Source organism: Mesorhizobium sp. BH1-1-4 (assembly GCF_020165665.1).
Lineage (GTDB): Bacteria > Pseudomonadota > Alphaproteobacteria > Rhizobiales > Rhizobiaceae > Mesorhizobium.
The window spans coordinates 12,986-35,810 of the sequence record NZ_JAIUIN010000005.1; the positions used below are offsets into that span (position 1 = coordinate 12,986).

At 63.8% G+C, this 22,825-nt stretch carries 34 protein-coding genes, 1 tRNA gene, 1 pseudogene and 1 riboswitch; of the genes and pseudogenes, 21 read left to right on the forward strand and 15 right to left on the reverse strand.

Annotated features, from left to right (window positions below):
• Positions 1-113 precede the first annotated feature (113 nt).
• The gene (locus LB569_RS11205; protein ID WP_140702142.1) at positions 114-416 is read right to left on the reverse strand and encodes a hypothetical protein; all 303 of its coding nucleotides are present in this window, start codon (positions 414-416) and stop codon (positions 114-116) included.
• Between the two features lie 269 nt (positions 417-685).
• On the opposite strand from LB569_RS11205, the gene LB569_RS11210 reads away from it, so the two are divergent.
• Both LB569_RS11210 and LB569_RS11215 read left to right on the forward strand, forming a co-directional pair.
• Positions 686-931 (forward strand): hypothetical protein, encoded by a 246-nt coding sequence (locus LB569_RS11210; protein ID WP_140702140.1) that lies wholly within the window; start codon positions 686-688, stop codon positions 929-931.
• A 78-nt stretch (positions 932-1,009) separates the two neighbouring features.
• Positions 1,010-2,098: a sensor histidine kinase gene (locus LB569_RS11215; protein WP_224692327.1), complete on the forward strand. Its 1,089-nt coding sequence runs from the start codon at positions 1,010-1,012 to the stop codon at positions 2,096-2,098.
• A gap of 26 nt (positions 2,099-2,124) precedes the next feature.
• On the opposite strand, the gene LB569_RS11220 is transcribed toward LB569_RS11215, so the two are convergent.
• From LB569_RS11220 to LB569_RS11245, 6 genes are all read right to left on the reverse strand, one after another.
• Complete coding sequence (locus LB569_RS11220; protein WP_140702136.1) at positions 2,125-2,331, reverse strand: hypothetical protein; 207 nt, start codon at positions 2,329-2,331, stop codon at positions 2,125-2,127.
• Positions 2,332-2,454: 123 nt separating this feature from the next.
• The gene (locus tag LB569_RS11225) at positions 2,455-2,745 is read right to left on the reverse strand and encodes a hypothetical protein (protein WP_224692328.1); all 291 of its coding nucleotides are present in this window, start codon (positions 2,743-2,745) and stop codon (positions 2,455-2,457) included.
• Positions 2,746-3,023: 278 nt separating this feature from the next.
• Positions 3,024-3,269: a hypothetical protein gene (locus LB569_RS11230; protein WP_224692329.1), complete on the reverse strand. Its 246-nt coding sequence runs from the start codon at positions 3,267-3,269 to the stop codon at positions 3,024-3,026.
• A gap of 131 nt (positions 3,270-3,400) precedes the next feature.
• Positions 3,401-3,474: transfer RNA gene (locus LB569_RS11235), tRNA-Gln, on the reverse strand.
• 165 nt (positions 3,475-3,639) lie between these two features.
• Positions 3,640-3,804: a hypothetical protein gene (locus tag LB569_RS31930; protein ID WP_318013109.1), complete on the reverse strand. Its 165-nt coding sequence runs from the start codon at positions 3,802-3,804 to the stop codon at positions 3,640-3,642.
• Between the two features lie 336 nt (positions 3,805-4,140).
• Complete coding sequence (locus tag LB569_RS11245) at positions 4,141-5,043, reverse strand: alpha/beta fold hydrolase (RefSeq protein WP_224692330.1); 903 nt, start codon at positions 5,041-5,043, stop codon at positions 4,141-4,143.
• A 151-nt stretch (positions 5,044-5,194) separates the two neighbouring features.
• Here LB569_RS11245 and LB569_RS11250 point away from each other — a divergent pair, with 151 nt between their 5' ends.
• The 3 genes from LB569_RS11250 (at position 5,195) to LB569_RS31815 (ending at position 6,367) form a co-directional block, all read left to right on the forward strand.
• Entirely contained in the window at positions 5,195-5,722 is a 528-nt protein-coding gene (locus LB569_RS11250; RefSeq protein ID WP_224692331.1) for an MgtC/SapB family protein, read from the forward strand.
• 107 nt (positions 5,723-5,829) lie between these two features.
• Positions 5,830-6,141 carry a hypothetical protein gene (locus tag LB569_RS11255; protein WP_224692332.1) on the forward strand — a complete coding sequence of 104 codons (312 nt, stop codon included), beginning with the start codon at positions 5,830-5,832 and terminating at the stop codon, positions 6,139-6,141.
• A gap of 91 nt (positions 6,142-6,232) precedes the next feature.
• The gene (locus tag LB569_RS31815; protein ID WP_263494519.1) at positions 6,233-6,367 is read left to right on the forward strand and encodes a hypothetical protein; all 135 of its coding nucleotides are present in this window, start codon (positions 6,233-6,235) and stop codon (positions 6,365-6,367) included.
• Positions 6,368-6,435: 68 nt separating this feature from the next.
• Here the strand turns inward: LB569_RS31815 and LB569_RS11260 are convergent, their stop codons facing one another.
• The 5 genes from LB569_RS11260 to LB569_RS11280 all read right to left on the reverse strand — a co-directional run bounded on the left by LB569_RS11260 (position 6,436) and on the right by LB569_RS11280 (position 8,526).
• A complete protein-coding gene (locus LB569_RS11260; protein ID WP_224692333.1) occupies positions 6,436-6,681 on the reverse strand; it encodes a DUF982 domain-containing protein in 246 nt (81 codons plus the stop codon).
• Between the two features lie 11 nt (positions 6,682-6,692).
• Positions 6,693-6,929 (reverse strand): DUF982 domain-containing protein, encoded by a 237-nt coding sequence (locus tag LB569_RS11265; RefSeq protein ID WP_140702122.1) that lies wholly within the window; start codon positions 6,927-6,929, stop codon positions 6,693-6,695.
• A 115-nt stretch (positions 6,930-7,044) separates the two neighbouring features.
• Positions 7,045-7,488 carry a GFA family protein gene (locus LB569_RS11270; RefSeq protein ID WP_224692334.1) on the reverse strand — a complete coding sequence of 148 codons (444 nt, stop codon included), beginning with the start codon at positions 7,486-7,488 and terminating at the stop codon, positions 7,045-7,047.
• 225 nt (positions 7,489-7,713) lie between these two features.
• Complete coding sequence (locus LB569_RS11275; RefSeq protein ID WP_015317039.1) at positions 7,714-7,893, reverse strand: DUF3606 domain-containing protein; 180 nt, start codon at positions 7,891-7,893, stop codon at positions 7,714-7,716.
• Positions 7,894-8,286: 393 nt separating this feature from the next.
• The gene (locus LB569_RS11280; RefSeq protein ID WP_224692335.1) at positions 8,287-8,526 is read right to left on the reverse strand and encodes a hypothetical protein; all 240 of its coding nucleotides are present in this window, start codon (positions 8,524-8,526) and stop codon (positions 8,287-8,289) included.
• 2 nt (positions 8,527-8,528) lie between these two features.
• Here LB569_RS11280 and LB569_RS11285 point away from each other — a divergent pair, with 2 nt between their 5' ends.
• Positions 8,529-8,957 (forward strand): DoxX family protein, encoded by a 429-nt coding sequence (locus LB569_RS11285; RefSeq protein WP_224692336.1) that lies wholly within the window; start codon positions 8,529-8,531, stop codon positions 8,955-8,957.
• A 117-nt stretch (positions 8,958-9,074) separates the two neighbouring features.
• On the opposite strand, the gene LB569_RS11290 is transcribed toward LB569_RS11285, so the two are convergent.
• Both LB569_RS11290 and LB569_RS11295 read right to left on the reverse strand, forming a co-directional pair.
• The gene (locus LB569_RS11290; RefSeq protein ID WP_015317041.1) at positions 9,075-9,380 is read right to left on the reverse strand and encodes a hypothetical protein; all 306 of its coding nucleotides are present in this window, start codon (positions 9,378-9,380) and stop codon (positions 9,075-9,077) included.
• 79 nt (positions 9,381-9,459) lie between these two features.
• Entirely contained in the window at positions 9,460-9,729 is a 270-nt protein-coding gene (locus LB569_RS11295; RefSeq protein ID WP_140702114.1) for a hypothetical protein, read from the reverse strand.
• Between the two features lie 488 nt (positions 9,730-10,217).
• Here LB569_RS11295 and LB569_RS11300 point away from each other — a divergent pair, with 488 nt between their 5' ends.
• The 4 genes and pseudogenes from LB569_RS11300 to LB569_RS11315 all read left to right on the forward strand — a co-directional run bounded on the left by LB569_RS11300 (position 10,218) and on the right by LB569_RS11315 (position 12,106).
• Positions 10,218-10,622: a hypothetical protein gene (locus tag LB569_RS11300; protein WP_224692337.1), complete on the forward strand. Its 405-nt coding sequence runs from the start codon at positions 10,218-10,220 to the stop codon at positions 10,620-10,622.
• A complete protein-coding gene (locus tag LB569_RS11305; RefSeq protein WP_224692338.1) occupies positions 10,615-10,989 on the forward strand; it encodes a hypothetical protein in 375 nt (124 codons plus the stop codon). Before LB569_RS11300 ends, LB569_RS11305 begins: the two co-directional genes overlap by 8 nt.
• A pseudogene (locus LB569_RS11310) lies at positions 10,889-11,653 on the forward strand (terminase large subunit domain-containing protein); the annotation flags it as partial. The gene LB569_RS11305 and the pseudogene LB569_RS11310, both read left to right, overlap by 101 nt.
• A 99-nt stretch (positions 11,654-11,752) precedes the next feature.
• A complete protein-coding gene (locus LB569_RS11315; protein WP_224692340.1) occupies positions 11,753-12,106 on the forward strand; it encodes a hypothetical protein in 354 nt (117 codons plus the stop codon).
• Between the two features lie 359 nt (positions 12,107-12,465).
• Here LB569_RS11315 and LB569_RS11320 read toward each other — a convergent pair whose 3' ends face one another.
• Positions 12,466-13,173, reverse strand: coding sequence for a hypothetical protein (locus tag LB569_RS11320; protein WP_224692341.1), 708 nt, complete (start codon positions 13,171-13,173; stop codon positions 12,466-12,468).
• Positions 13,174-13,404: 231 nt separating this feature from the next.
• Here LB569_RS11320 and LB569_RS11325 point away from each other — a divergent pair, with 231 nt between their 5' ends.
• The 11 genes from LB569_RS11325 to LB569_RS11375 all read left to right on the forward strand — a co-directional run bounded on the left by LB569_RS11325 (position 13,405) and on the right by LB569_RS11375 (position 22,805).
• On the forward strand, positions 13,405-14,919 hold the full coding sequence (locus LB569_RS11325) for a glycosyltransferase family 39 protein (RefSeq protein ID WP_224692342.1): 1,515 nt from the start codon (positions 13,405-13,407) through the stop codon (positions 14,917-14,919).
• Positions 14,920-15,102: 183 nt separating this feature from the next.
• Positions 15,103-15,621: a peptide-methionine (S)-S-oxide reductase MsrA gene (gene msrA, locus LB569_RS11330; protein ID WP_140702108.1), complete on the forward strand. Its 519-nt coding sequence runs from the start codon at positions 15,103-15,105 to the stop codon at positions 15,619-15,621.
• A 154-nt stretch (positions 15,622-15,775) separates the two neighbouring features.
• Positions 15,776-15,868 carry a putative RiPP precursor gene (locus LB569_RS11335; protein WP_140732131.1) on the forward strand — a complete coding sequence of 31 codons (93 nt, stop codon included), beginning with the start codon at positions 15,776-15,778 and terminating at the stop codon, positions 15,866-15,868.
• A gap of 86 nt (positions 15,869-15,954) precedes the next feature.
• Positions 15,955-16,992 (forward strand): formyltransferase family protein, encoded by a 1,038-nt coding sequence (locus LB569_RS11340; protein WP_224692343.1) that lies wholly within the window; start codon positions 15,955-15,957, stop codon positions 16,990-16,992.
• Positions 16,993-17,055: 63 nt separating this feature from the next.
• Complete coding sequence (locus LB569_RS11345) at positions 17,056-17,445, forward strand: hypothetical protein (protein ID WP_224692344.1); 390 nt, start codon at positions 17,056-17,058, stop codon at positions 17,443-17,445.
• Positions 17,446-17,642: 197 nt separating this feature from the next.
• Positions 17,643-17,756, forward strand: a riboswitch (TPP riboswitch).
• The gene (locus LB569_RS11350) at positions 17,747-18,355 is read left to right on the forward strand and encodes a Ykof family thiamine-binding protein (protein ID WP_224692345.1); all 609 of its coding nucleotides are present in this window, start codon (positions 17,747-17,749) and stop codon (positions 18,353-18,355) included. (Overlaps the previous riboswitch by 10 nt.)
• Before the next feature lie 114 nt (positions 18,356-18,469).
• Positions 18,470-19,222 carry an ABC transporter permease gene (locus tag LB569_RS11355; RefSeq protein ID WP_263494496.1) on the forward strand — a complete coding sequence of 251 codons (753 nt, stop codon included), beginning with the start codon at positions 18,470-18,472 and terminating at the stop codon, positions 19,220-19,222.
• Positions 19,219-19,986 (forward strand): ABC transporter ATP-binding protein, encoded by a 768-nt coding sequence (locus LB569_RS11360; protein WP_224692347.1) that lies wholly within the window; start codon positions 19,219-19,221, stop codon positions 19,984-19,986. Before LB569_RS11355 ends, LB569_RS11360 begins: the two co-directional genes overlap by 4 nt.
• Complete coding sequence (locus LB569_RS11365) at positions 19,979-20,995, forward strand: ABC transporter substrate-binding protein (RefSeq protein ID WP_224692348.1); 1,017 nt, start codon at positions 19,979-19,981, stop codon at positions 20,993-20,995. Before LB569_RS11360 ends, LB569_RS11365 begins: the two co-directional genes overlap by 8 nt.
• Before the next feature lie 172 nt (positions 20,996-21,167).
• Positions 21,168-21,848, forward strand: coding sequence for a methyltransferase family protein (locus LB569_RS11370; RefSeq protein WP_224542241.1), 681 nt, complete (start codon positions 21,168-21,170; stop codon positions 21,846-21,848).
• A 306-nt stretch (positions 21,849-22,154) separates the two neighbouring features.
• A complete protein-coding gene (locus LB569_RS11375; RefSeq protein WP_224692349.1) occupies positions 22,155-22,805 on the forward strand; it encodes a hypothetical protein in 651 nt (216 codons plus the stop codon).
• Positions 22,806-22,825 lie beyond the last annotated feature (20 nt).

Sequence of the window (22,825 nt, forward strand, 5' to 3'; positions counted from 1 at the left end):
CAATTCGGCGAGTAGACTGCGCAAGGCTTTCACAACATCCTCCTCCATCGGGTGCCGCGATAATCTCCGAAGGCCATGCTTGTTCCACGGGCCGCGCGGCCGTGGCCGTTGGGCTATTGCATCGAGGCTGATCGATGAAGATTGAGCGGGACGATCGGGCTGTCCTCGCCATTGTCGGCGAGCCTGTTTCCGCTCGAAACCAAGCCAAAAGTGTCGAATTCGATCGCCGCGCCAAGCCGTTGAGCAGCCTGCAGCACCAGGTATTCAACATCCTCGAGGGCGACGTTCTCGGCCAGGTTTCTCACCCTGACCTGTTCCGCCACCGCGCTGATGTTGACGATGCCTGCCGTCTTGAAGGCCCTCTGAACCGCCGAATAGACGTCGTCGAGCATCCGCGAAGAGTAATCGTACCGCATTGAAGCCTCCCGTGGAGGGTTGTTTCCATTGATAGCGCAGCATGCGCCCGGCGCGGGCGTATGACAAGCAAAATATCAAATTGTTTGAATGAAATCAGTTAGTTAGTATAGGTGTGCAAGTGGGGAGCCTGCGTCTAATCCACATCATGGGTTGGATGCGTCAACCCCCTACTGGCCGGCCTTGACGCAATATGCGGCAAACCCTATTTGTTAGTTGAGCGAGGTAAATACTAATTCCCCCCATCCTTGGCTCTAGCAAGGAAGCCCACATGGCTGAGCTGGAACGTCCGGAGCGGTTGCAGATCATGCTCACCGCCGACGAATTGACGGCGTTGGAAAACTGGCGCTTCGATAAGCGGATGCCGAGCCGTTCCGCCGCCGTCAGGGAATTGTTGCGCCGTGGCCTGGCCTCGGAGGGCTTCCTGGCAGCGGAGCAAGGCATCAAGTCGCAGGAGTTCGGCGTGATTGCCCCAACCGGCAATGCGGGGACGTCGGACGGCGGGACGGCCGACTGACGCTTTTACCTATGTCCCCGCATGCTTGGGGTCTCCCAGGCACTTGCCTTGATTCTTTTGGACGCTAGCTAGGTGATCATGAAGGACTTGCTGGCGCCGGCCGCCGACGATGAAGAGCAGGGGCGGTTGAGCGCGAGCGCCGATGTCCGATTGGCGGCAATTGTCGATTCCTCTTTCGACGCCATCATCAGCAAGGACCTGAACAGCATCATAAAGACCTGGAACCTGGCGGCGGAACGCATGTTCGGCTACAGCGCCGAGGAAGCGGTCGGCCAGTCCATCCTCATGCTCATTCCCGATCACCTCAAGAGCGAGGAGACCGAGATCATCGCCAAGGTCCGCAGCGGCGACCGGGTGGCGAGCTACGAGACGGTGCGAAGGCGCAAGGACGGCGCGCTGATTTCCGTCTCGCTGACGGTCTCGCCGATCAGGAACGCCGATGGCGAGATCATCGGCGCCTCCAAGATCGCCCGCGACATCTCCGCCGCCAAGGAGAGCGAGCGCCGGATCAGGCTGCTGATGCGCGAGGTCAACCATCGCGTCAAGAACCAGTTCGCCGTCATCCTGTCGATGGTCAGGGAGACCAGCAAGCGTTCGAACGATCCCAGGGAATTCGAGGAACTCATCCGCGCCCGCATCATGGCGCTGTCGCGCTCGCATGATCTGCTGGTCACCACGGAATGGGCGGGGGCGAGCCTGTTCGACCTGATCCAGGAACATCTCAAGCCCTTTGGCCGCGAGGAGCAGATCCTGCTCTCCGGGCCGGTGCTGACGCTGCAGTCGAACGCGGTGCAGAATCTCGGCATGGCCTTCCACGAACTTGGCACGAACTCCTCCAAATATGGCGCGCTCGGCAGCGATAGCGGCCGGGTGGAGATCACCTGGACCATCGGCTCGGCGCGCGAGTTTCAGTTGATCTGGAAGGAGATCTCGACGCCGCATCCCGACGACAGGCGCGACGAGACGACGCGCAAGGGGTTCGGCACCGTCGTGCTGCAACGCGTGACGCCGCAGTCGCTGGGCGGCTCGGCCACGCTGGAGCGGTCGCCCGGCCATCTTGAATGGCGGCTGAGCGCGCCCTTGGCATCCATTATCGTGCCGCAGACCGGCAGCGAGGCCGACGACGTTTCGCCGGGTTTCGGCATACAGAAAACGACTGGGGCGTAAGCCTCCTGGGGCGACCGAAACAGCGCCTAGAGGATGTTGGTCGTCACCTCGACGATGATCGCGGCACCTTCCAGTCCACCGTTGGGGACATGCACGACGCGCGAGACCCGCAGGTCCTGGGGGCTTCCGTCGACCGACAGAGAAACACTTTCGCCAATGCGCGGCACCGCCTGGAAGGTGACGTTGGTGGCGTCCGGCCGGTTGTCGATGGATATGCGGCAGTTGACGGTCATGGAATGTCTCCTGTGTCTGGCGGTGCCCCGGTCGTCAACGCGGGGTCGCCGAAATGGTTTCAGGAGGCGAGTCACGCCGGGGAGCCAGCCGACGTCCAGCCGGCTCGCCAAGCGGCGGAGCGTCTAGTCCCTGGCTCTCTGAACGAAATAGGTGGTGGTGGCCGCGTCGCTGCCCACTCCACGCGTGACTTGAACCACGGCATATCCTTCAGGCGGGATCGATCCGGTCGCCGTCCGGTCGACCTGCTTGCATCGGCCGACCATTTCGCCGTTCGGCCACGGCGCCAATCTGGCCTGGAGGGCCGCCTGACATTCCTCGATCGAGGCATAGACGACCGGGCGCGAATCCATGGGCCGACACTGGGATGCGTAGCATGAAAGCATGACCATTACCGCCGCGGTTGCCGGATCCATGGAATTCTCCTGTGGGCCGACAGTGAACGTTCAACAGGCCGCAAGGTTTCAAGACTGCACCATCCCTCGCACTACTCGGCTGCGCTTCCTTCAAAGGCATTCGACGGCCGCGATCGAGCTGCTTGGTCCGATCAGTGAAGCAACCCCAATCAGTTGGTCTGATCGTTGAGAAACTCTGGCCGTGCAGGAATAGTCAGGGCGAGATCAGACAGCGCCACTTACGCTTACCCTGGCCGGGCCCGGTCACCGTGCCTTTGGCAGACAAAATGCTGGAAACGTCAAAAGCCGAACGAGGAGATAGTCCAAGGGTTTTGGTAGCCAAGGCGCGGCTTGGCATTCGTACCGTCGGTCTGGGTCGATGTTGCTGTTCCGGTGGCAGTGCAGTCCAATTTCGCGGCCACTGCCGCCTTGATCGACAGGCCAGCACATCCGTTCGCGGCGGCAACGGTCGCCTTCTTTTCATGCGTCGAGGCGACACTCGAACTGGCGAGGACAAGCGCAAGGCAAATGAAAATCATCTTCATTAGAAACCTCTATTTTAGATTTACCTAAAATAGAGGTTAACGCAGCGTTACCTGGCCGTCAATTGCGATCGAGGTCCAAGGCGGAAGCCACCTTCCGCCCGGCAGGATTACACGGTTCGCTCGCAGCTGCTTGGTTCCCGCTCATGGGCTCGAACCACGATTCACGCCTTCAAAGGGCGCTGTCCTACCATTAGACGAAGCGGGAAAGCCGGCACCTTATGGCGCCCAGGCAGCTTGCGGTCAATTCGGGAAATTGTTGACCGGCTCTTCGCAGCGATAGACCGGGCAGTCGCCGTCGCGGGACGGGATGTAGGCCGACATCGGCACTTCGGGCCAGTCGCACTCATTGCCGAACTGCCTGACATAGCGGTCATAGGTTGGGGCCGGTGGTCAGCACCACGGCGCGACGGCCCTGGATCATGGCGTGGATCTCGGCGCAGCCCATGGCGCGGCTGTCGGGCCGGGCGTCGGCCAGGCCGGTCGCCGCCAGCACGGTGCCCACGGTCATCAGCACGGTCAGGGGACGAGCGGACATGACGGTTCTCTTCGATTGCGCACCAAGCCGGTCCGGATTCTTCCTGAACGGCCGCTTGCATTGTGGCACACAACCCTTTTGAAGTCCGTTGGTTCCGCGACGCTGGCGGAGCGCAACCAAATCGGGCGTCGCGCATTGCTGGGCATGGATGGTAGGAAGCCTTACGAAACACCACAATGGTGGCCCGGCAGCGAGGGCCGCGAGGCGATGTGCTGTTCGTTCTGCGGCGGCCGCGACCATCGTTTCGAGGATTGTCCGCAAAGACCCGATCCTTTCCGGCCCGATCAACCCGACGGCGAGGCTACGCCGCGCACATCAGGCCGCTGAGCCGCGGTGCTAACCGGCACCAGCCTCGCCGAAGAAATCGATCAGCGCGCCAGCCGTTTGCCCCGGCGCTTCCTCGGGGAAGAAATGGCCGCCCGCCATAGCGCGGCCACGCACGTCGTCGGCCCAGCTTCGCCATAGCGCCAGCGGTCCGCCTTCATCGGCATACCATTCGGCGAGCGCGCCTTGCCCGCTCCACAGTGCCAGCACCGGGCAGGCGATGCGCCGGCCGGCGGTCTTGTCGGCTTGGTCGTGCTCGCGGTCGATCGTCGCGGCCGCCCGGTATTCCTCGCAGATCGCGTGGATATGGGCAGGGTCGCGCAAGGCATCGACATAGGCCTGGCGGATGCCGGCTGAAAAGACATCGGGCGCTGAACCCCAACCGCCCAGCGCATTGTCGACGATGGCTTCGGCGGCGCCCGCCAGGATCGTTTCCGGCAAGGGCTCGGGCTGCGCCAGCAGCGACCACGGCCAGTAGCCAAGGGCCAGCCGGTCGTCGGCCCGGTCCCAGGCGTCCGCCGTCGGCACGATGTCGAGCACGGCGAGTTTCGCGACGCGGCCGGGATGGTCGAGCGCCATGCGGTAGGCGACACGGCCGCCCCGGTCATGGCCGGCGACCATGAAGCTGGTGAGGCCGAGCCTGGCCATCATCGCCACCAGGTCGGAGGCCATGGTCCGCTTGGCATAGGGCGCATGATCGGCGCTCGATGGCGGACAGGTGCTGCGGCCGTAGCCGCGCAGGTCGGCGCAGATGACGGTGAAACGATCGGCGAGCGCCGGCGCGATGTCGCGCCACATCAGGTGGGTTTGCGGAAAGCCGTGCAGCAGCAGCACCGGGGGTCCCTCACCGGCGCGGCGCACGAAGATGCCGGCCTTGCCGAGGTCGACGTCGATAGGCTGGAAATGCTCGAACATGGCTGGCCTCCGGCACGGGCAACGGCTGGAGGACGGGGTTGGTTGCAGTTCTTTTGCGCAAGCGCCGGCCTTCGCGCCGGCCCACGGCGATCCTGGGGAACCACGGGTCCACCGCCTACGTTGGAAAGTTTCTCATCGTCGAAGGGACATCATGGAACAGCTCGTCGAGGAATTCGGCCATCCCACCTACACCTCGTTTCCGGTCGTCGCGGCGCGGCTGTTGCTGGCGACGCTTTACGGGGCGGTCATCGGCTTCGAGCGCGAATGGCGCAACCGGCCGGCCGGGCTGCGCACGCATATCCTGATCTGCGTCGCCGCCGCCACCTTCGGCATACTGACGGTCGAGATCATCCATGCGCCGATGTTCGCGCAGGATTCCGTCAAGGTCGATCCGATCCGCGTCGTCGAGGCGGTGACGGCGGGTGTTGCCTTCCTCGCCGCCGGCTCGATCCTGTTTTCGCGCGGCGAGGTTCATGGGCTGACGACCGGCGCCGGGATGTGGCTGGCGGGCGCGATCGGCGTCGCCTGCGGCCTTGGCCTGTGGCAGGTGGCCGGGTTCGCCACGCTGATCGTGCTTGTCGTGGCGGGGCTTCTGCACCGGCTCGAACCCAAGGCCGGCCTTGCGGGGGAGGACGAGAAGAAAGCCGCTCCGGCCGCCGCGGCCCGGCCCCGCGAGTAAGCCTCTCGACAAACCCAGGCCAAACCCATCGCCAACCTTTTGGGCTCACGGGCGTTGTCCCCGTGAAGGGAAGGCCGCCGCGGGCGGCTTCAACGAAGGAGGCCGAGATGAACCCTCTCGCCATTGCATCATGCGCCGCGATGCTGGCCCTGGCTGTGCCGGCGGCGGCACAGACGGGTCAGCAGTCGCCGAACCAGCAGGCGCCGAACCAGCAGGCCGACAAGTGCCGGGCACAAACCGATCAGGGCGCCAAGCAGCCGTCCGGCGGCGGCGACCTCAGCGAAAAGCTCAGCGATTGCGGCGGCGTGCTGAAGCCGCCGGCCACCGGCGACCAGGGCATGGCCGCGCCGGCCCCCGACGAAGGCAAGACGCCGGTCATCAAGCCGGGCGAAGTGCCGGCTCAGCCACCCAAGCAATAGAGACGGTCAGGCGACATTGTCGCTGCGTCAGCGGAACCTCGAAGATCAGGAAACGTTTCTCCAAACGAACTGGATCTGAAAGGATGGGGACGTGAAAGATATTGCCAGCACCGCGACGTTGCTTGCCTCTATTGCCATCGTGATCGTCCTGATGCTGATGGCACCGAGGAATTTTGGCTTCGAGGCCTCGCATCCGATCGTGGACAGCGATCTGCCGCCGCAATGATCGAAGCGGCGTCACGACGAAAAGCAGGCGAGTTTCGCCTGCTTTTCGTTTGGTATGGCTGACAGCTGTTAGCGCACCAGCAGGCCGGCGTGATCGCAGAGCGCGGTGAAGGCCTCCTGCGCCTGGGCCGCGCCTTCATTGTTTTGCAGCGCCGCCTCGACCTTTTCGCGCGCGGTCTGGTAGAAAGGGCCACGCTTGCCCTGCGGCCAGTCGATCAGGATTTCGCTGGCGTCCTGAAGCGTGGCCACCTCACGGATCGTGTCCGAGCCATGCGGCTTGACCCGCAGCGGTGCCGACAGCATCAGATCGCCCATGTTCAGCCCCGCTATTGGAGGATGCGCGCTTCGCGCGCGGCGTCGATCATCGCCCGCATCGCCTTTTCCGCCGGCGTCCAGCCATCCAGCGCGTCGCGGCAGGAGCGCAGGGCCGCGCGGTATTGCCGGCCATGGCCAGCGGGCCAGTCGCCAAGGCATTCCAGCCCCTCCCAGGCGCTGCGCACCACGCGCTCCCGCTCGGGGGCGAATTTCAGGCGGATCGGTCGGGGAAACATCTTGTCGTTCACGGTCGTCTCCAAAAATCATGCATGTCGAGATGGTGACATGCACAGAGGAAGCGCCTGACAACGTGGCCGACAGAGCAGGGTTCCCCGCCGGCGAGATCAATTTTCAATCTTGTTTTCAGTCGCGCGCGACGGCGTCGGACAGCGGTCTTGGCGCGGCCGGATCGGTGCCTTCGGCCCGCGGCCGATCATGCTCGAACTGTTCGGCATCGGGCAAGGCATGGAGCCAGGTCTCGCGCCGCCCGATCCACAATTCATAGCGCGGCGTCAGGTCCGTCGGTGCGATGTCGAGACTGCCGAGCATCACCTCGACCTCGTCCTCGCCGACCCAGGCGACGCGGCTGCCGCAAGTCGGGCAAAAGCTGCGCGTGCCGTAGCTGGCGACCTCGCCCGTCGTCTCGAAAACATCGCGCGGCCAGATGGCAAAGGCCGAATAGACCGAACCGCCCGCCTTGCGGCAGTCCTTGCAATGGCAGAGACCGACCCGCGACGGCTGGCCGGCGACGACGAAATGCACGCCGCCGCACAGGCAGCTGCCGGTCCTGCGTGTTGTCTCGGACATGGTTAAGGCCCTCCGTTCGCCAGTTCGGCTCCGCCATTGCCATGGCGTCACCAGTTTGGCATGCCGCGGGCCGGGCGGGACAGGTGCTCGTCTGCCATTTCGTTGGCCAGGATGAGAAACCGGGAAAAAGACATCCTGTTCACCGTACCGCCGGGCCCGGTTGACGCGGCCCGCAGCATCACCCTTCAACGCTCGTCCCAGCGAAATGGTTGCCGCGCGGCCCGTCTACCCGCGCGCGGCCATGTGGTTGTCGAGCTTCTTGCGCGACGGGCCGTAGCGCTTGATGATGGTCTGCGCCTCGCTTTGCGGAATACCGTATTTGCGCGCGAAGGCGGCGACCTCGTAGGTCTCCTCGCTCGAGACCAGCTTGCGGTCCTGTTTGGTCTTGGATTTGTCGTCGGGCATATCGGGCCTCTCTTTCAGCCGCATGGTCGCGTGGCTGTCCGGCACGCGATGCCGCGATCAGACATAACAACGATCGACGCTGCTGGTTCCATGGCATGCCCCGACAGGCCCGACAAGGCCGGCCGCCGATCAGGCCGACGGCTGGACCGGCTCGGCGCTATCGGTGTCGCCGCATTCGGCGCAAGGTGCGCTGGCGCCGGGACAGCCACGGTGATGCGTGCCTGCGGGGCAGCAAAGCCCGTTGGAACTTGTCCAGCGCGGGCATTGGAAAACCTGCCCGGTGCCGCCGCAACCGCTGCATTCCAGTACCGGTGACCGGACGAGATAGGATCTCGTCCCCAACCTGACGCTTGCGCCCATTCCTGCCTACCCATCACCAGACACAGCTGTGCATTAGCCCCGGCTAACAATACCACACCTGAGGTTATCGACAAGTTTCGCGATCATGAGGATTTCTAAAGGTGGTTGCCGGGGAAGCGCGATCTCCCGGACCAGCTCCAGTTGCGGCGCGCCGACGGTCAAGGCCTTGGCCATGTCTTGTCCCAGCTTCGAGCGGTGGGAAAGAATTTTCGCCCGACATGTCGGATCGGCGCTGGGCGGCGCGTCCTTGGGGCAGATGAAGCTGGAGAACAAGCATGACGTCGCAAATCGCACAATCGCCGTGGCAGACCGCGGCCCTTCTCATTGCCCGCCTGATCTTCGCCGGCGTGTTCCTGATGGCGGTAACCTTCAAGTTCATGGGCATGGAGGCCACGGCCGGCTATATCGCGGCCGCCGGCTTTCCGTTTCCGCTTTTCCTCGCCTGGTGCGCGGCGATCCTGGAAATCGCGCTGGTGCTGTGTTTGCTGAGCGGCGCCTTCTTCTCGCAGGCCGCCCTGGTCGCGGCCGCCTATGTGCTGTTCCTGGCCCTTGCCTTCCACGGCCCCAGCCACTGGGCCGGCAACCAGGCCGAGTTCGGTTTCTTCATCGACCATTTTTCCTTCATTGCCGGATTGCTGTTCGCCGCCGTGCACGGGCCGGGAAAGATACTGGCGCTGAACCTGGGATGGCCGGGCAGGGCGTAAGGAGCCCGGGGCAGGGCTTGAGTAGCCCGCCCGGGGAAGGGCGTAAGGAGCCCGCCCGGGGCAGGGCGTAAGCCGCCCGCCTGGGCAGGGCGTAAGCCGCCCGCCCGGGGCAGCGTCTCACATCTGGTCGTTGTAGGGCTCCTTCATCTGGCCGACCATGCGGGCCAGCTTCGAGAAGGACGGCATGTCGGCTTCCGGCTGGCACTGGTTGGCGAGTTCCAGCAGCCGGATCGGAAAATTGACGGCGTCGCGGTTCGACGCCGACATGCCATCCGATCGCTCCTCACCGGTTTCCGAGGCCTCGGCCTTGCGCAGCGCAATGTCGATCTCTTCCGATGTCAGCACGCCCTTTTTGACTAGGACGTGGTTGATCGAGGCGACGGCCATCAGCAGGCCTTCGAGTTGCAGGTTGGCGACGTTCATGGATTGCTCCCTCGGTTGATCGCAGTGGAAACGCGTCAGCGGCGTTTCCGATCCCAGGAGGCCATTCGGCCGACCGCGCCTATTCCTGCGTCAGGCGCTCGCCATATTCGCGCCATAGCGCCCTGACCTCCGGGCCGCCTAGGCGCGGGATCGATGGATCGCCGCAGTCTATGGCCGCGGCGCTGATGTCGTAATTGGGGTAGGCGCTGGCGACGAAGCGGATCGCCTCGCCAAGCGAGTGCACCCGGATGACGGGGTCCGCCTGGCCCTGGCCAGTGCTGCGCACACCGGAAATCGTGGCCGGAGCATGCCGCATCCTGAAGACGGATGCCATGGCTGGTCTGTCCATCGTCCTCTCCACAAGGCCGTGCGACGGGAATCATTCCATGAGCTGCCGCCGATGATTTCACAGGAGCAGGCTCCTGAAAAGCCGGATGATTGTGGAGGGCGGGGATGATGCTCCTTCGATCGAATGTGAATTTTTTCCTATAAAATCGTTGACTGGGTGAGGGCAACGATGCTATAAATCCATCCATGGTGCTGATTTGCGCCACCAACCCGCCGGCAAGCGGGTTTTTGTTTTTTGGCGCCATCCCTGTGGGGCGTCATTGGTTGTTGCCAATCTTGAATGCTGGCGGGACAGCGCCCCCCTCTGGCCTGCCGGCCATCTCCCCCTATTGGGGGGAGATTTGCAGCTTTGGCGCTCCGCCACTCCAGCAGACGTTGGAAATTGGCGAAAGCCGGCGAGTGCTTAATCTCCCCCCAAGAGGGGGAGATGTCCGGCAGGACAGAGGGGGGCGCCGTAGAGCGCTGCCGCCGCGAGACGCGAGAAATCCCATGCCCCGTTATGCCACCATCATCACCAGCGATGACGGCCGCGAGATCGTCAGCGCCGTCGGCGAATTCGAGGGCGCGGCGCCGGTCGCGCGCCTTGGGCGCGTCGAGCTGGTCGCGCCCGCCGTGCTGATCGGCATGGTGCGGGACGAGGCGGGCTGCTTCAGCTTTCCGCAGGCTGGTATCGGCGGACAGCTCATAGGCCTCGCCATGGCCCGGCTCAAGGCTGCCAGGCCTGTTGCTGTGGCAAAGCCCATACGGGCCGCGACGCCGAAGCGCGGCGGGAAGGCCAGGAAGAAATCCGCCCGCTCGAAAAAGCCGGCCAGGCGGGCCAGGCAGGCGGCGCCGAAGGCCGCCGGTGATGTCAATGCCGGTGATGCCAATGCCGGGGCGCGGAGCCATGACTGACGAAACCGGGCCGGCGCGCCGCAAGGCAAGGCCGCCGAGGCGCAAAGCCGCCGCCAGCCCCGCGCCGCCGCGCAAACCCCGCGCGCGGACGAAGAAGACACTGGGTGACGAGTTCCTCGCCGCCGTCCGCGCCGACTTTCGCGCGCACGGCGCCGGCGTGCTGGCCGAGGTGCGGGCAGACAAGCCGGACCAGTATCTGAAGATCGTGCTTTCGGTGCTGCCAAAGGATTTCGATGCCGCCGTCAACCCCCTGGATGCCCCAAGCGATGAAGAGATCCGCAGCCGCATCCGCGCCCTCGAAGCCGTCCTGCGGCCGTTCCTCGACGAGCCGGCCGATCCCGGCAACGCTGGTCCCGGCGAGCGTTGAATATCTGGCGCTGCTGGCGGAGCTTGACCGCCGAAGACGCACCAACCTTTTGGCGGCGTACAAACCCTATCAGCGGCAGGCCGAATTTCACGCGGCGGGCGCGAAAAATCGCGAACGCCTGTTCATGGCCGGCAACCAGCTCGGCAAGACCCGCGCCGGCGGCGCCGAATGGGCGATGCATCTCACCGGCCGCTATCCCGAGTGGTGGCAAGGCAAGGTGTTCGACACGCCGGTGCGGCTGTGGGCCGCCGGCGTCACCGGCGAGGGCACGCGCGACAACCCGCAGCGCGTGCTGGTCGGTCCGCCGCAGCGGCAGGCGGAATGGGGCACCGGCATGATCCCGGCGGATGCGATCGCCGACACAATCATGGGACGCGGCGCGCCCGGTGCTCTCGACAGTGTCGTGGTGCGCCATGGCGGCGGCGGCGACGTGCAGGCCGGCGAGAGCGTGCTGTCGTTCAAGAGTTTCGAAAAGGGCCGCGAGAAATGGCAGGGCGAGACGCTCGATGGCGTCTGGTTCGACGAGGAGCCGCCGCTCGACATCTATTCCGAAGGCCTGACCCGCACCAACGCCACCGGCGGAATAACGATCGTCACGTTCACGCCGCTGCTCGGCATGAGCGATGTGGTGATGTTGTTTCTGTCGGCGGGGGAGGTGGAGCGGATGGGCAAGGGGTGAAACCGCTCCGAAACCATGATTTGCAACACCGCTTTGGCGGCAACCGAAGGTCGAGTAGGTTGCGGCGCGACGTTCGGGACCGACATGCGCCACCTCATAAAATTGCTCTTCCTGCCTGCATTGCTTTCAGCCTGCAGCGGCAGCGGCGATTGGCGTGCCGACGCGATCACCGCAGCCGAGGGCAAGATGCGTGGTCTGGTAAGCGATGCTTCGGCCACCTTCTCGCACGTCCAGCTTACCGGCGACAGTTCGACCGGCCAGACCTGCGGTGTCATCACCGCCAAGGTTGGCGCCTTCACCAAGGAGGCGCGCTTCATCGTCTATATCGACAACACCGCCGGCCCGTTTGTCGAGCCGGGCATGGGCCAGTCAATGTCGCGGGCCGACTTCGACTGGGCCTGGCAGAACGACTGCCTGAACGAAGGGTACAAGTCCTGACCCGGCTGGCGCCGTCGGACCCCAGTGCAAACAACACCATACGATCGGCGCCTCGCAAGATGATTCAAGGATAGCGCAATGAGCCGTCACGTCACCTTCATGACCATCGACGATGCCGCCCATTACAGCGCCGAGCAGCGCGCGGCGATCGTCGCCGCCTCTCGGATATCTTGTTCGAGGCGATCGTGCGGAAATTCAGGTCCGTTCCGGAGGACTGAAGCCAGGCCTTGCCCTGTTTCGTGAACCGGCACTTTGACGGCTCGATCGAACCAAAGCCCGCCCTGGCTCACGCCGGGGCGGGCTTTTTTTCGTTTTCGGGCCGCCCATCGTTTTCACGGCAACGAGGCCCTGCTCCCCCATCAGGCCAGGATGTTGACGGCGGGGGCCGCCACCAGCGCGATCGTCAGCAGCGAGATCATCGCCTCCGCCATCATCAAGAGCTTGGCGCGCCGGGAAAGCGGCAAGGTGTCGGTCGGTGAAAATGCCGTCGCGTTGGTGAAGGCGAGGAAGAAATAGTCGACGAAGCCCGGCAGCCAGTCGCGGATCTCGCGGTCGTTCAAGGTCATTTGCGGGAACAGGAAATCGGAATGGGCGCGGTTGACGAGGCCGCAGGTCGGCGGCCCGCCGCGGTCGGCGCTCCAGAACCACAAGGCAAAGACGATGATATTGGTGACCCAGATGTTGAGCGCGTCGATCAGCAGTGTCTGCCCGCTGGAGCCGGCATGGCCCGCCAGCAATGCGCGCACGAGGAACACCAGCGAACCGCAATTCATGACGCTGACGACGCCGGTCATCACCAGGGCCGTCCTGCGGATCATGACGCGAAACCGGCCGACCAGGTACCAGTGCTCCTCCTCGACCGCTTTCTGGGTGGCGACCTGCGTCCAGGCGGTGGCCACGGACAGCGGCACGAGCAGGGCGGCCTCCAGCGCCGGCGCCAGCCAGCGGGGGCCGAACGAGAGATCGTTGATCACCAGAAGCTGCAGGCAGATGATGACGAGGACCGCCGCGCGCGCCAGCCAGAAGTCGAGCGCGTGGTGATGAATGATGGCATGCTGGTGACGCATCGAATGTCCGGGATGTCGAGGCTGGATCAGCCGTACGGGCTATTCTGCCCGGGAAGGGCGGCGAGGCGTCGAATTTCCCGATCGATCTTGGTGTTGCAATGGCCGGCAAGTATACTTTTTTGTAAGCTTTGACGTTGGGGCTGTTCGGCAAACCGGGTGGTGTGGTTTAAGCGCCGCATGACGGGAATTGACGACTCCATGGATGGTTGGGCGCCGGCAGGATTGCCCGCCGTGGGTCTGGATTCGGCGTCGGTCTGGTCCGCCCTGTTTCGTCGCCCCTGGCATGTGTTGGCGCTTTTGTGCCTGGTGCAGACCCTGTGCTGGACCGTGGTGCCGGCACTCATCGATCCCGCGCCGCCCGGCGATGTCGTGGAAGGCTTCATGTGGGGCCGCGAATGGGTGCTTTTGACCTACAAGCACCCGCAGCTCCCCGGCTGGCTGCTCGAGGCCAGCCATCTCCTGACCGGATCGTTCCGCTGGCCTCAGTATCTGCTGGCGCAACTGACGATCTCAGCCACTTTCGTCCTGGTCTATCTGCTGGCCCGCGATATGCTCGGGCAGCGCCGCGCGCTGGCCGCCGTGCTTTTGATGCCGTCGGTCTATTTCTTCGGCTGGCCGACGCCGCAATTCAATCACGACTATGCGCAGATGCCGTTCTGGGCGGCGATCTGCTGGCTGCTGTGGCGCGCCGGCCGCGGCGGCGGGCCGGGCTGGTGGCTGGCGCTCGGACTGGTGTCCGGCGCCGGGCTCTACGCCAAGTTCTCCACCGGCCTGCTGCTTGCCTTCGGCGCTCTCTGGCTGCTGTACGATCCACGTGCGCGCAGCCGGCTGGCGACACCCTGGCCGTGGCTCGGCCTGGCGGTTTTTCTCGCCGTCGCCGCGCCGCTGGCCGTTGCACTCTACCGTATGGATTTCCTGCCCTTCACCTATTTCGCCGGCCGCGACGCATGGGTGAGCGAACACCGTGCGCGGCTCTACTATGTCGGGGTCCAACTGGCCGGGCTTTCCGGCTTTCTCCTGGTCCTGGCACTATCGGGGCTGTTGCGGCGCTCACCTGTCCCGCAAGCGCCCGTCGAGCGCCGCACGCTCGTCTATCTCTGCTGGATGGGGCTTGGGCCGGCGGCGCTGATCATGGTCGCCTCGTTGTTCACCGGCACCGGCGAAGCCTGGGGGGCGCCGATGTACAATCTCGTCGGCGTCGTCGCGCTCGCCTTTCTCGGTCACCGGCTGGGCGCCGTCGAGATGCAAAGGTTGGCGATCTGCGCCTTGATCTGCATCGTGACCATGTCGGGCGCTTATGCCGCCATCCGCTGGACGGACTGCAATGTGCGCGGACGCATGGACGCCGTCTGCTGGCCGGCGCGGCCGATTTCGGACGAGGCCGAGGCAATCTGGCACGCGGCGGCGCCGGGCCGGCTCGACATCGTCGGTGGCGACACCAATCTTGCCATGCTGGCGGGCCTCAACGCCTATGACAAGCCGTCTATCTTCACCGATCTCGATATGCGATTCGCGCCCTGGATCACGAGGCAGCGGCTGCGCGACCATGGCATGCTGATGGTTTGGCCGGGCCGTAACGTGCCGTCACTGCTGCGGCCATGGCTGGACAACATCCCGGTCAAGACCGTTCTCTTCAACTGGTCGCGCGAGGCGCCGCCAGTGGCAATCAGCTTTGCGGCCATTCCGCCCGGTATCCAATATCTGCCGGTTGCCGCCAGCAGTCGGACCAGGCATCCGCGCGTCTGAGCGGCGTCACGCCATCCCGTTGCCCACGCGGCGTCTTTCACGGGCCCAACCGAATGGCCATTCTTCCGACTGGACGAAGCAGGCGACGATGCCCATTTATGGGCTATCCAAATTGTTGCCGCGCAATTCCCCGGGGGAAAGCTGCTATACTTTCTCCGGAATTGCCTTTTGAGGAGACGTTACATGGCGACTTCCAGTGAACGCGCAGTGCTTGCCGGCGGCTGCTTCTGGGGCATGCAGGATCTGGTCCGGCGCATGCCGGGCGTCCTCGCCACGCGTGTCGGCTACAGCGGCGGCGACGTGCCGAACGCCACTTATCGCAATCATGGCACGCATGCCGAAGCCATCGAGATCAGCTTCGATCCGGCGAAAATCAGCTTCCGCCAGCTTTTGGAATTCTTCTTCCAGATCCACGATCCGACGACGCGCAACCGCCAAGGCAACGATGTCGGGATGAGCTATCGCTCGGCGATCTACTACACAAGCGAGGAGCAGAAGCGCGTGGCGGAGGACACCATCGCCGATGTCGATGCTTCCGGCCTGTGGCCCGGCAAGGTAGTCACCGAGCTCGCACCGGTCGGAGCGTTCTGGGAGGCCGAGCCCGAGCATCAGGACTATCTGGAGAAATATCCCAACGGCTACACCTGCCATTTTGTCAGGCCGGGCTGGAAGCTGCCGGTTCGTGAAAAAGCCGTTTCGTAAGTTCACGTGTCGATTTTTGGCGGCGGGCTGATATAAACGCCCGCCAATTGCCATAAGACCATGGGAATAGCGGCGTTGACCACTGCCCGGTGGTTGACAGCTCGCCGCGTTGCTGACCAACTGTGCGGGTTGATTTGATTTTCAGGGGGTGAGCATGCGGAAGATCTACGAAAAGCCCGTGCTGGTGAAACGGGAGAGACTCTCCAGTGTGGCCGCGGCCGGGCCGCTCTCTCCCAAGCCGGGCTGACCGACTGGCCTTTTGGTCCTGCCAGGACGGGTCCGTGAGAGCGCGTGGCGGCAAGCGATGTCTTGCTTCGCCAGGCCTGAGAGATAATGTCTTCCCAGCCTGAGGCCCGTGTCGGCCAACTCAATGCCGTTTTCATAATGGACGTTACTGCCTACACCGGGCCGCTGCTGTCCGGCTGGATCGAGGCGGGCAACCGTATCGGCGCGATCATCGTGCCTGGTTTTCAGCGCAGAGGCTTCAGCATCGGCAATTTTCGACGCAGGCTGAAGCGCTGGTCTCTCCTCAGGCGCTATCTTGGCAACACGCCGGTCAAGGTGATCGAATTCGGCCGGCCTTACGAGTGGAACGAGCTCGCCCGGCAATTGCCCGGCATCGCCGCGGATGTGCTGATCTGCTACGCTTTCCCGACCTTGATCCCACAGCAGGTGCTCGACCTCTTTCCCAAGGGTGGGCTCAATTTTCATCCGGCGCTGCTGCCCAATTACCGGGGTCCGCATCCTCTCCATCGCCTGGTCGCGGACGGCCAGCATGCCGTCCATGGCGGGGTGACATTGCACAAGATGACCGCTAATTTCGACGACGGCGACATCCTCGGGCAGGTGCCGTTCTCCGAAGTGGACTGGGCATCGCGGCGCGATATGGTCGACAGCGTGGCGACCGCGATGCGCGGGTTGGTGCGCGAGGTGGCGCCAGCCTATTGCAGGGGTCTGGTGTCCGGGCTGCCTCAGCCAGCCGGTGATTTCGTCTGGGCGCGACTTGAGCGGCACCACACGATGATCTCATCCGACATGTCGATCGAGCACGTTGCCCGGCTGTGGCATGTCCTGGGTGCCAATCCCGGTATCTATCTGGATGTCGCCGGCCGCAGTGTCAGGCTGGCCTTCGAGGTCAATCGACTTGGCCCGCCAACTGGAAAGGGTCCGGTAAGGCGATGGGGCAGGATCGAGTTCGATCTCGCCGATGGCCGGGTCCGGTACCTCATCCATGGTCGCCTGCTCAAGCGGCTGATGAAAATGCACGCGGTGTTCGCGCGCTCGCAAGCTGGAAAACCGCGGCCTGACATAAGGGTCTTTGGCGCGGTGGATAGCCAATCGCCGCGCGAGGTGTCGCCGGACGGCCCCTAGACCAAATGCACATGAAAACCGCGGACCTGCGTCCGCGGTTTCCATGCCGCGATCGAAAACTACTTGCCGCAGTTGTTGTCGTTCACGGTCGGGGCGGTGGCGTTGCCATTGGCATCCATCTGCGCGCCCTGGGGATTGGTCGGGCAATTCCGGTCCGCATTGGAATTCATGTCGCCCGGCGTGGTGGTCGTGCTGTTGGTTGCGCCCGAATCGATCGTATTGGGCGAGGCCGGCGTGCTTGGGTCCACCGTGACCGACTTGCCGCTGCCGCTGGACCCATCCGCGCCGGCCGCGCTGTTGCTTTGCGCCATGGCGGATGTTGCCAAGGCAATGGTGAAGGCCGAAGCCGTGAGGATTTTCATGAACATGGTCTGTCTCCATCTCTGTAAACTGGTCGCCTGGATCGGTGCCCGGTTTCGCCGAAACGATGAACCGCCGATCTCTCTGGTTTGACGCAAATCCCGACGGAAAACCGCTTGACACTTTTCCTGGAATCGCGTCCGGCGACTGTTGGGACAACCTCTCGGCGCGGTGAAGGTTCCAGATAAATTCCGCGCCGCAATGCCCGACTGCCTTCGCGCTGGCGCAATGCTTTTGGCGCGACCTGCCGAAAAACCGCTTCCCCAACCGATCGAATGGTGCTTTAACGCGGCCATCCACAGGGGTGCTCCGTACGGTCGGGGCTGAGACGGGGGCGGCAAGCCCACAGACCCTAGAAGCTGATCTGGGTAATACCAGCGGAGCGAGGCGGGCGATGTTTTCAGGCGCACAGGTTTCCCTATATCCCATGGCCGACGATTTCGTCGGCGTCATCCTGGGTGCGCTCGGCGCGCTCGATCCATGGCGCGACAGGCTCAGGATCGAGACCGACGACATCTCGACCTTGCTGGTGGGCCCTCCCGAGGTGTTGTTCCCGGCGCTGCGCGATCTTTTCGTGGCCGCCTCCCGCAGCGGCAAACATTGCGTGCTGTCGGCCACCATTTCGCGTGGCTGCCCGGGTGAGCCGGACGATCCGATCTGCCGTTCCGACGCGACAGGCGGACCTGCCGGGCCACTTGGTCCGCGCAAGCAAGCCGCCATCACCGCCGTGCGCGGCGCGCCCGCCACTGGCCAGCCGGCGGCGGCGCAGTTCTCTCTCTATGTGATGGGCACGGACGACCACATGGACGAGATCTATGGCTGTATCGATTTCCTGGAGCAGTCCGGCGTCTACGATCGCTCCAAGAATTTCTGCACCAAGCTGCGCGGCGATGCCGGCGCGATCTTCTCGGCACTCGATGAAGCTTTCTGCCGCTTCGGGCCAGGCGCAGGCCACGTAACCCTCGACGTCACGGTTTCGGCCAACAGTCCCACCGCTGTCTGATCCGCTCGCGCTGGTGCGCGACGGCCGTCAAGGGTCTCACCTCTCGTGGCTTCATCGTCATTCAACCGCCCGCGCCACTTTGCGGGTTTCTTCGCCAAGGCGGCACCGGCCGTGATGTCGGTCGGGTTGCTGCTCGTGGCGTGGGAGCTGTACGCGAATTATTCCGGTATCAAGCCGACCATTCTTCCTGCACCCTTGCGCGTCTTCGAACAGGCGATCCTCAACCGCGAGGCGCTGGTCGACAACGCCATCCCCACCATCCGGGCGACGCTGATCGGCTTTGCCTTTTCTCTTGGCGCCGCCTTCGCGCTGTCGATGCTGGTCGACTTCTTCCAGCCTTTGCGGCGCGCGCTGTTTCCCGTCTTCATCGTCAGCCAGACCTTGCCGCTGGTGGCGATCGCGCCCTTGGTGGTGCTGTGGTTCGGTTTCGGGCTTACGCCCAAGATCGTGCTGGTGGCACTGGTCACCTTCTTCCCGATGCTGGTGGCCCTGGTGCAGGGCTACGAGGCGACCGAGGCCGAGATCGGACAGATGCTGCGCGCCATGGGCGCGGGGCGCTGGCGGGTCTTCATGCTGGCTCGGTTGCCTTCGGCACTGCCCTATTTCTTCGCTGGCCTCAGGATTTCCATCACCTATGCCGTCGTCGGCGCCATCTTCGCCGAATATGCCGGCGCGGCCAAAGGGCTGGGCATCTATATGCTCAACGCCAAGAACAATTTCCGTCCCGACCTGGTGCTGGCCGCCGTCGGTGTCAGCGCCGCACTTACTCTCGTCCTGTTCGGACTGACGGTGCTGCTGCAGCGTCTTGCCATGCCCTGGGAACGAGCCGCTGGCAGGCAAGCCGCGGGAAAAGGGCCGCAAGCATGAGCCGGCTCGAATTGCGGCATATGCGCAAGGCGTTTGGCGGGCTCGACGTGCTCGCCGACATTTCGCTCAGCGTGGATGCCGGCGAGTTCGTCTCGATCCTTGGGCCGTCGGGTGCCGGCAAATCGACGCTGTTCCAGCTTTTGACCGGCGCCGAGCATGGCGAGGGGGAGATGATCTTCGACGGCGCGCCGCTGGACGATCATGGCCGGCATTTCGCCTTCATGCCGCAGCGCGACGCGCTGATGCCGTGGCGGCGCATCCTCGACAACACGACGCTCGGGCTCGAAGTGCAAGGCGTCGGCCGCAAGGCGGCACGGGCGCGGGTCGCGCCGCTGTTTGCCGAGTTCGGGCTTGCCGGCTTCGAGCGGCATTTTCCGGCGCAGCTTTCAGGCGGCATGCGCCAGCGCGCGGCGCTGCTGCGCACCGTGGTGCAGGAGCGCGACATGCTTTTGCTCGACGAGCCGTTCGGCGCGCTCGATGCGCTGAACCGCGCGGCCATGCAGCGCTGGCTCGAACAGATGTGGCGGCATCATCGCTGGACGGCATTGCTGATTACCCATGATGTGCGCGAAGCCGTGTTCCTGTCCGACCGCATCTATGTGTTTTCCGCGCGGCCGGCCCGTGTCGTGCGCGAGATCAGGGTGCCGCTGCCGCGCCCGCGCGATCGGACCGGCACCGCGACCAGGCAGGCAGGGGCCCTCGAGGCCGAGATTCTCGATATCCTGCTCAACCTCCAGCCCTCCAAAGGACATGACCATGACTGACTTGACGCGCAGGCAAGCTCTGCTGCTCACTCTTGCCGGTAGCATACCGCTGATCAGCGGATCGAGCCGCTCCTTCGCGGCAACGCGGAAGGTCACCGTCGCCCTCGACTGGACGGTCAATACCAACCACATCGGGCTGTTCGTCGCCCGAGATAAGGGATTTTATCGCGAGGCCGGCCTCGAGGTCGACATCCTGCCTTACAGCGATACCGGCGCCGGTACGCTTGTCGCCAACCGCGTCGCCGATTTCGGCATCAACGGCACCATCAGCCTCTTCACCCAGAAGACCGCCGGCGCCGACTTGAAGGCCTTCTATGCCGTGGTGCGGTCAGAGACGGGCCGGCTGGTGTTCAATGCGGCGCGCGGCGAGATCAAAAGCCCTAGGGATCTGGATGGCCTGACCTATGGCGGGTTCGGCGGTGCCTGGGAGAACGCGCTGATTTCGACCATCATTCGCCACGATGGCGGCAAAGGCAATTTCGAGACGGTGACGCTTGGCACGTCCGCCTACGAGGCGCTGGCCAACGGTTCGGTCGACTTCACGCTCGAAGTGTCGACCTGGGAGGGCGTCGAAGCCGAACTCAAAGGCGTCAAGCAGCGCGGCTTCGTCTATGCCGACCACGGCGTGCCGGACGAGCACACGACGCTCATCTCTTCGAGCGAAGCCTATCTCCGGGCAAATCCCGAACTGGCATCGTCCTTCGTCCAGGCAACGCGGCTCGGCTACCAATTCGCGGTCGATCATCCAGATGACGCCGCCACGCTGCTGATCGCCGCCAACAAGGATGCCTTGACCAATCCGGCCTTGATTCACGCCTCGCTGAAAGCACTGATCGGAGGCCACTATCTGCGCGGACAAGATGGCGCCATCGGCACCATGGATCCGGCCAAGATGGAAGCCATCGGCTCCTACCTCTTCGCCGCCGGCATCCTGCATGACGCCGACGGCAAGATTGTCTCGCACCGTCCTGAATTCGCGGGCTATTTCAGCAATGGATATCTCAACTAGGCACCGATGCGGAACCGCGAACAGGATCGTCCGATGCCGGCGGCGGCTACGGCCCTCGGTTTCCGGCAATTTCGATCTGGTTTAGGACCGATGTGATCTTCTCGGTTAACGGCACGGCAATGGTTCCGTGCCAAGGTCACCTCGAGGGACCACCGGGATGCTTGCCTTGCTCATGTCAAAAAGTGAAGCGCTTTCGCGTGCGGCCGATAACAGGTTTTTGTCCGCTGCCCGCAAGCGCGAGATCCTGGTCGACCTTCGCGAAGGCTTCTTTCGTCTCTGCGCCCTGGCGTGCGCGGGGCTGTTCGTCTATCGCGGCGTTTCTCAACTCTTGGAGGATCCGACCCGGCTCAATGCCGCGCTGGTGGCGATTTCCGAGATACTCACCTTCACCTGGCTGCTTCTGTCGCGTCGTCCTGTGGAGCGTGACTGGAATCCGCTTACGGTTATTGTCTCGGTGACGGCCAGTTTTGGCGTTGCGTTGATCAGCCTCCAGCCAGGCATTGCACTTATCCCCCTCTACGTCGCCGCGCCGTTACAGATCATCGCACTGCTGTTCGTTATCTGGGGCAAGATCTCGCTGGGGCGCTCCTTCGCCATCCTGCCCGCCAATCGGGGCGTGATGACGGGCGGCGCCTACCGGCTGGTGCGGCACCCCATCTATGCCGGCTATCTCGCCGGCCATGTGCTCTACCTCCTGTCGGCCTTTTCCTTCCACAATCTCGCGGTCTATGCGGTGATCACCTATCTGCAGCTTTACCGCATCTTGCGCGAAGAGGCGCTTTTGGCGGCCGCGCCGGAGTATCGCGCCTACATGGAACGCGTGCGCTACAGACTGTTTTACCGGCTATTCTGAGCTCAACATCATCTTGATGAAGGCGCCTGCCAGCAATGACGCGGTTCCGGCAAGTTTCGCCATCGGACAAAAAACCGTTTTTCTTCTCTAAGCGGCTAATATGTCGATAATGCAGGATGTTGTCAAAAAATATCTTTTACAAACATATTTTATATTTAAGACTGTTATAATTTTCTGGTTTCTACAATAAATACCATTACTTTCACTGTCACGTCCCGGTTTGAAACCGAAACTCACTTGTTGCGTAGTTGAGTCTGCAATCGGCGCGTGCCGACTGCCTTAGCGCAACTACAACAGGAGAGTGTTATGGCTTTTTCAATCAAAACAGTCGCCAGTGTGTTGGCAGGTAGTGCAGTGGTCTTGGTTCTTTCCGGACCGGCAAACACAGCGGGCCTTGGTGTCGGTGTCGGCGCCTCGGTTGGCGGTAGCGGCGGTGTCAATGCCGGTGTCGGCGCATCGGTCGGCGGCGGTGGCGGCATCAACGCCGGCGCCGGTGCGTCGGTGGGCGGCAGCGGCGGCGTCAATGCCGGAGCGGGCGCCCGTGTCGGTGGCTCGAGCGGCGTCAGCGCCGGGCTCGGCGCTTCGGTCGGCGGCAGCAACGGCGTCAATGCCGGAGCGGGCGCCAATGTCGGCGGTTCGGGCGGCATCAATGCCGGGCTTGGCGCTAATGTTGGGGGGGCAGGCGGCATCAACGCGGGGCTTGGCGCCAATGTCGGCGGCACAGGCGGTATTGGCGTCGGTGTCGGTGTGGGCATCGGCGGCGGAACCAATCCCAGCAACCCGTCGAATCCGAGCAACCCCTCGAACCCGAGCCATCCGAACGTGCCGGGTGTGGTGGCCCAGATGTCGGGCAGCCAACTGTCGAGGATGAAGAAGCGCTGCGTCGACGTGCTCGGCAGCGAAGGAAGCTATGATCGCGACCTGCGGCAGCTCTGCCTGCTGATCGCTCGCCGCTGAGGCTGAAGGAGGTTGCGGAA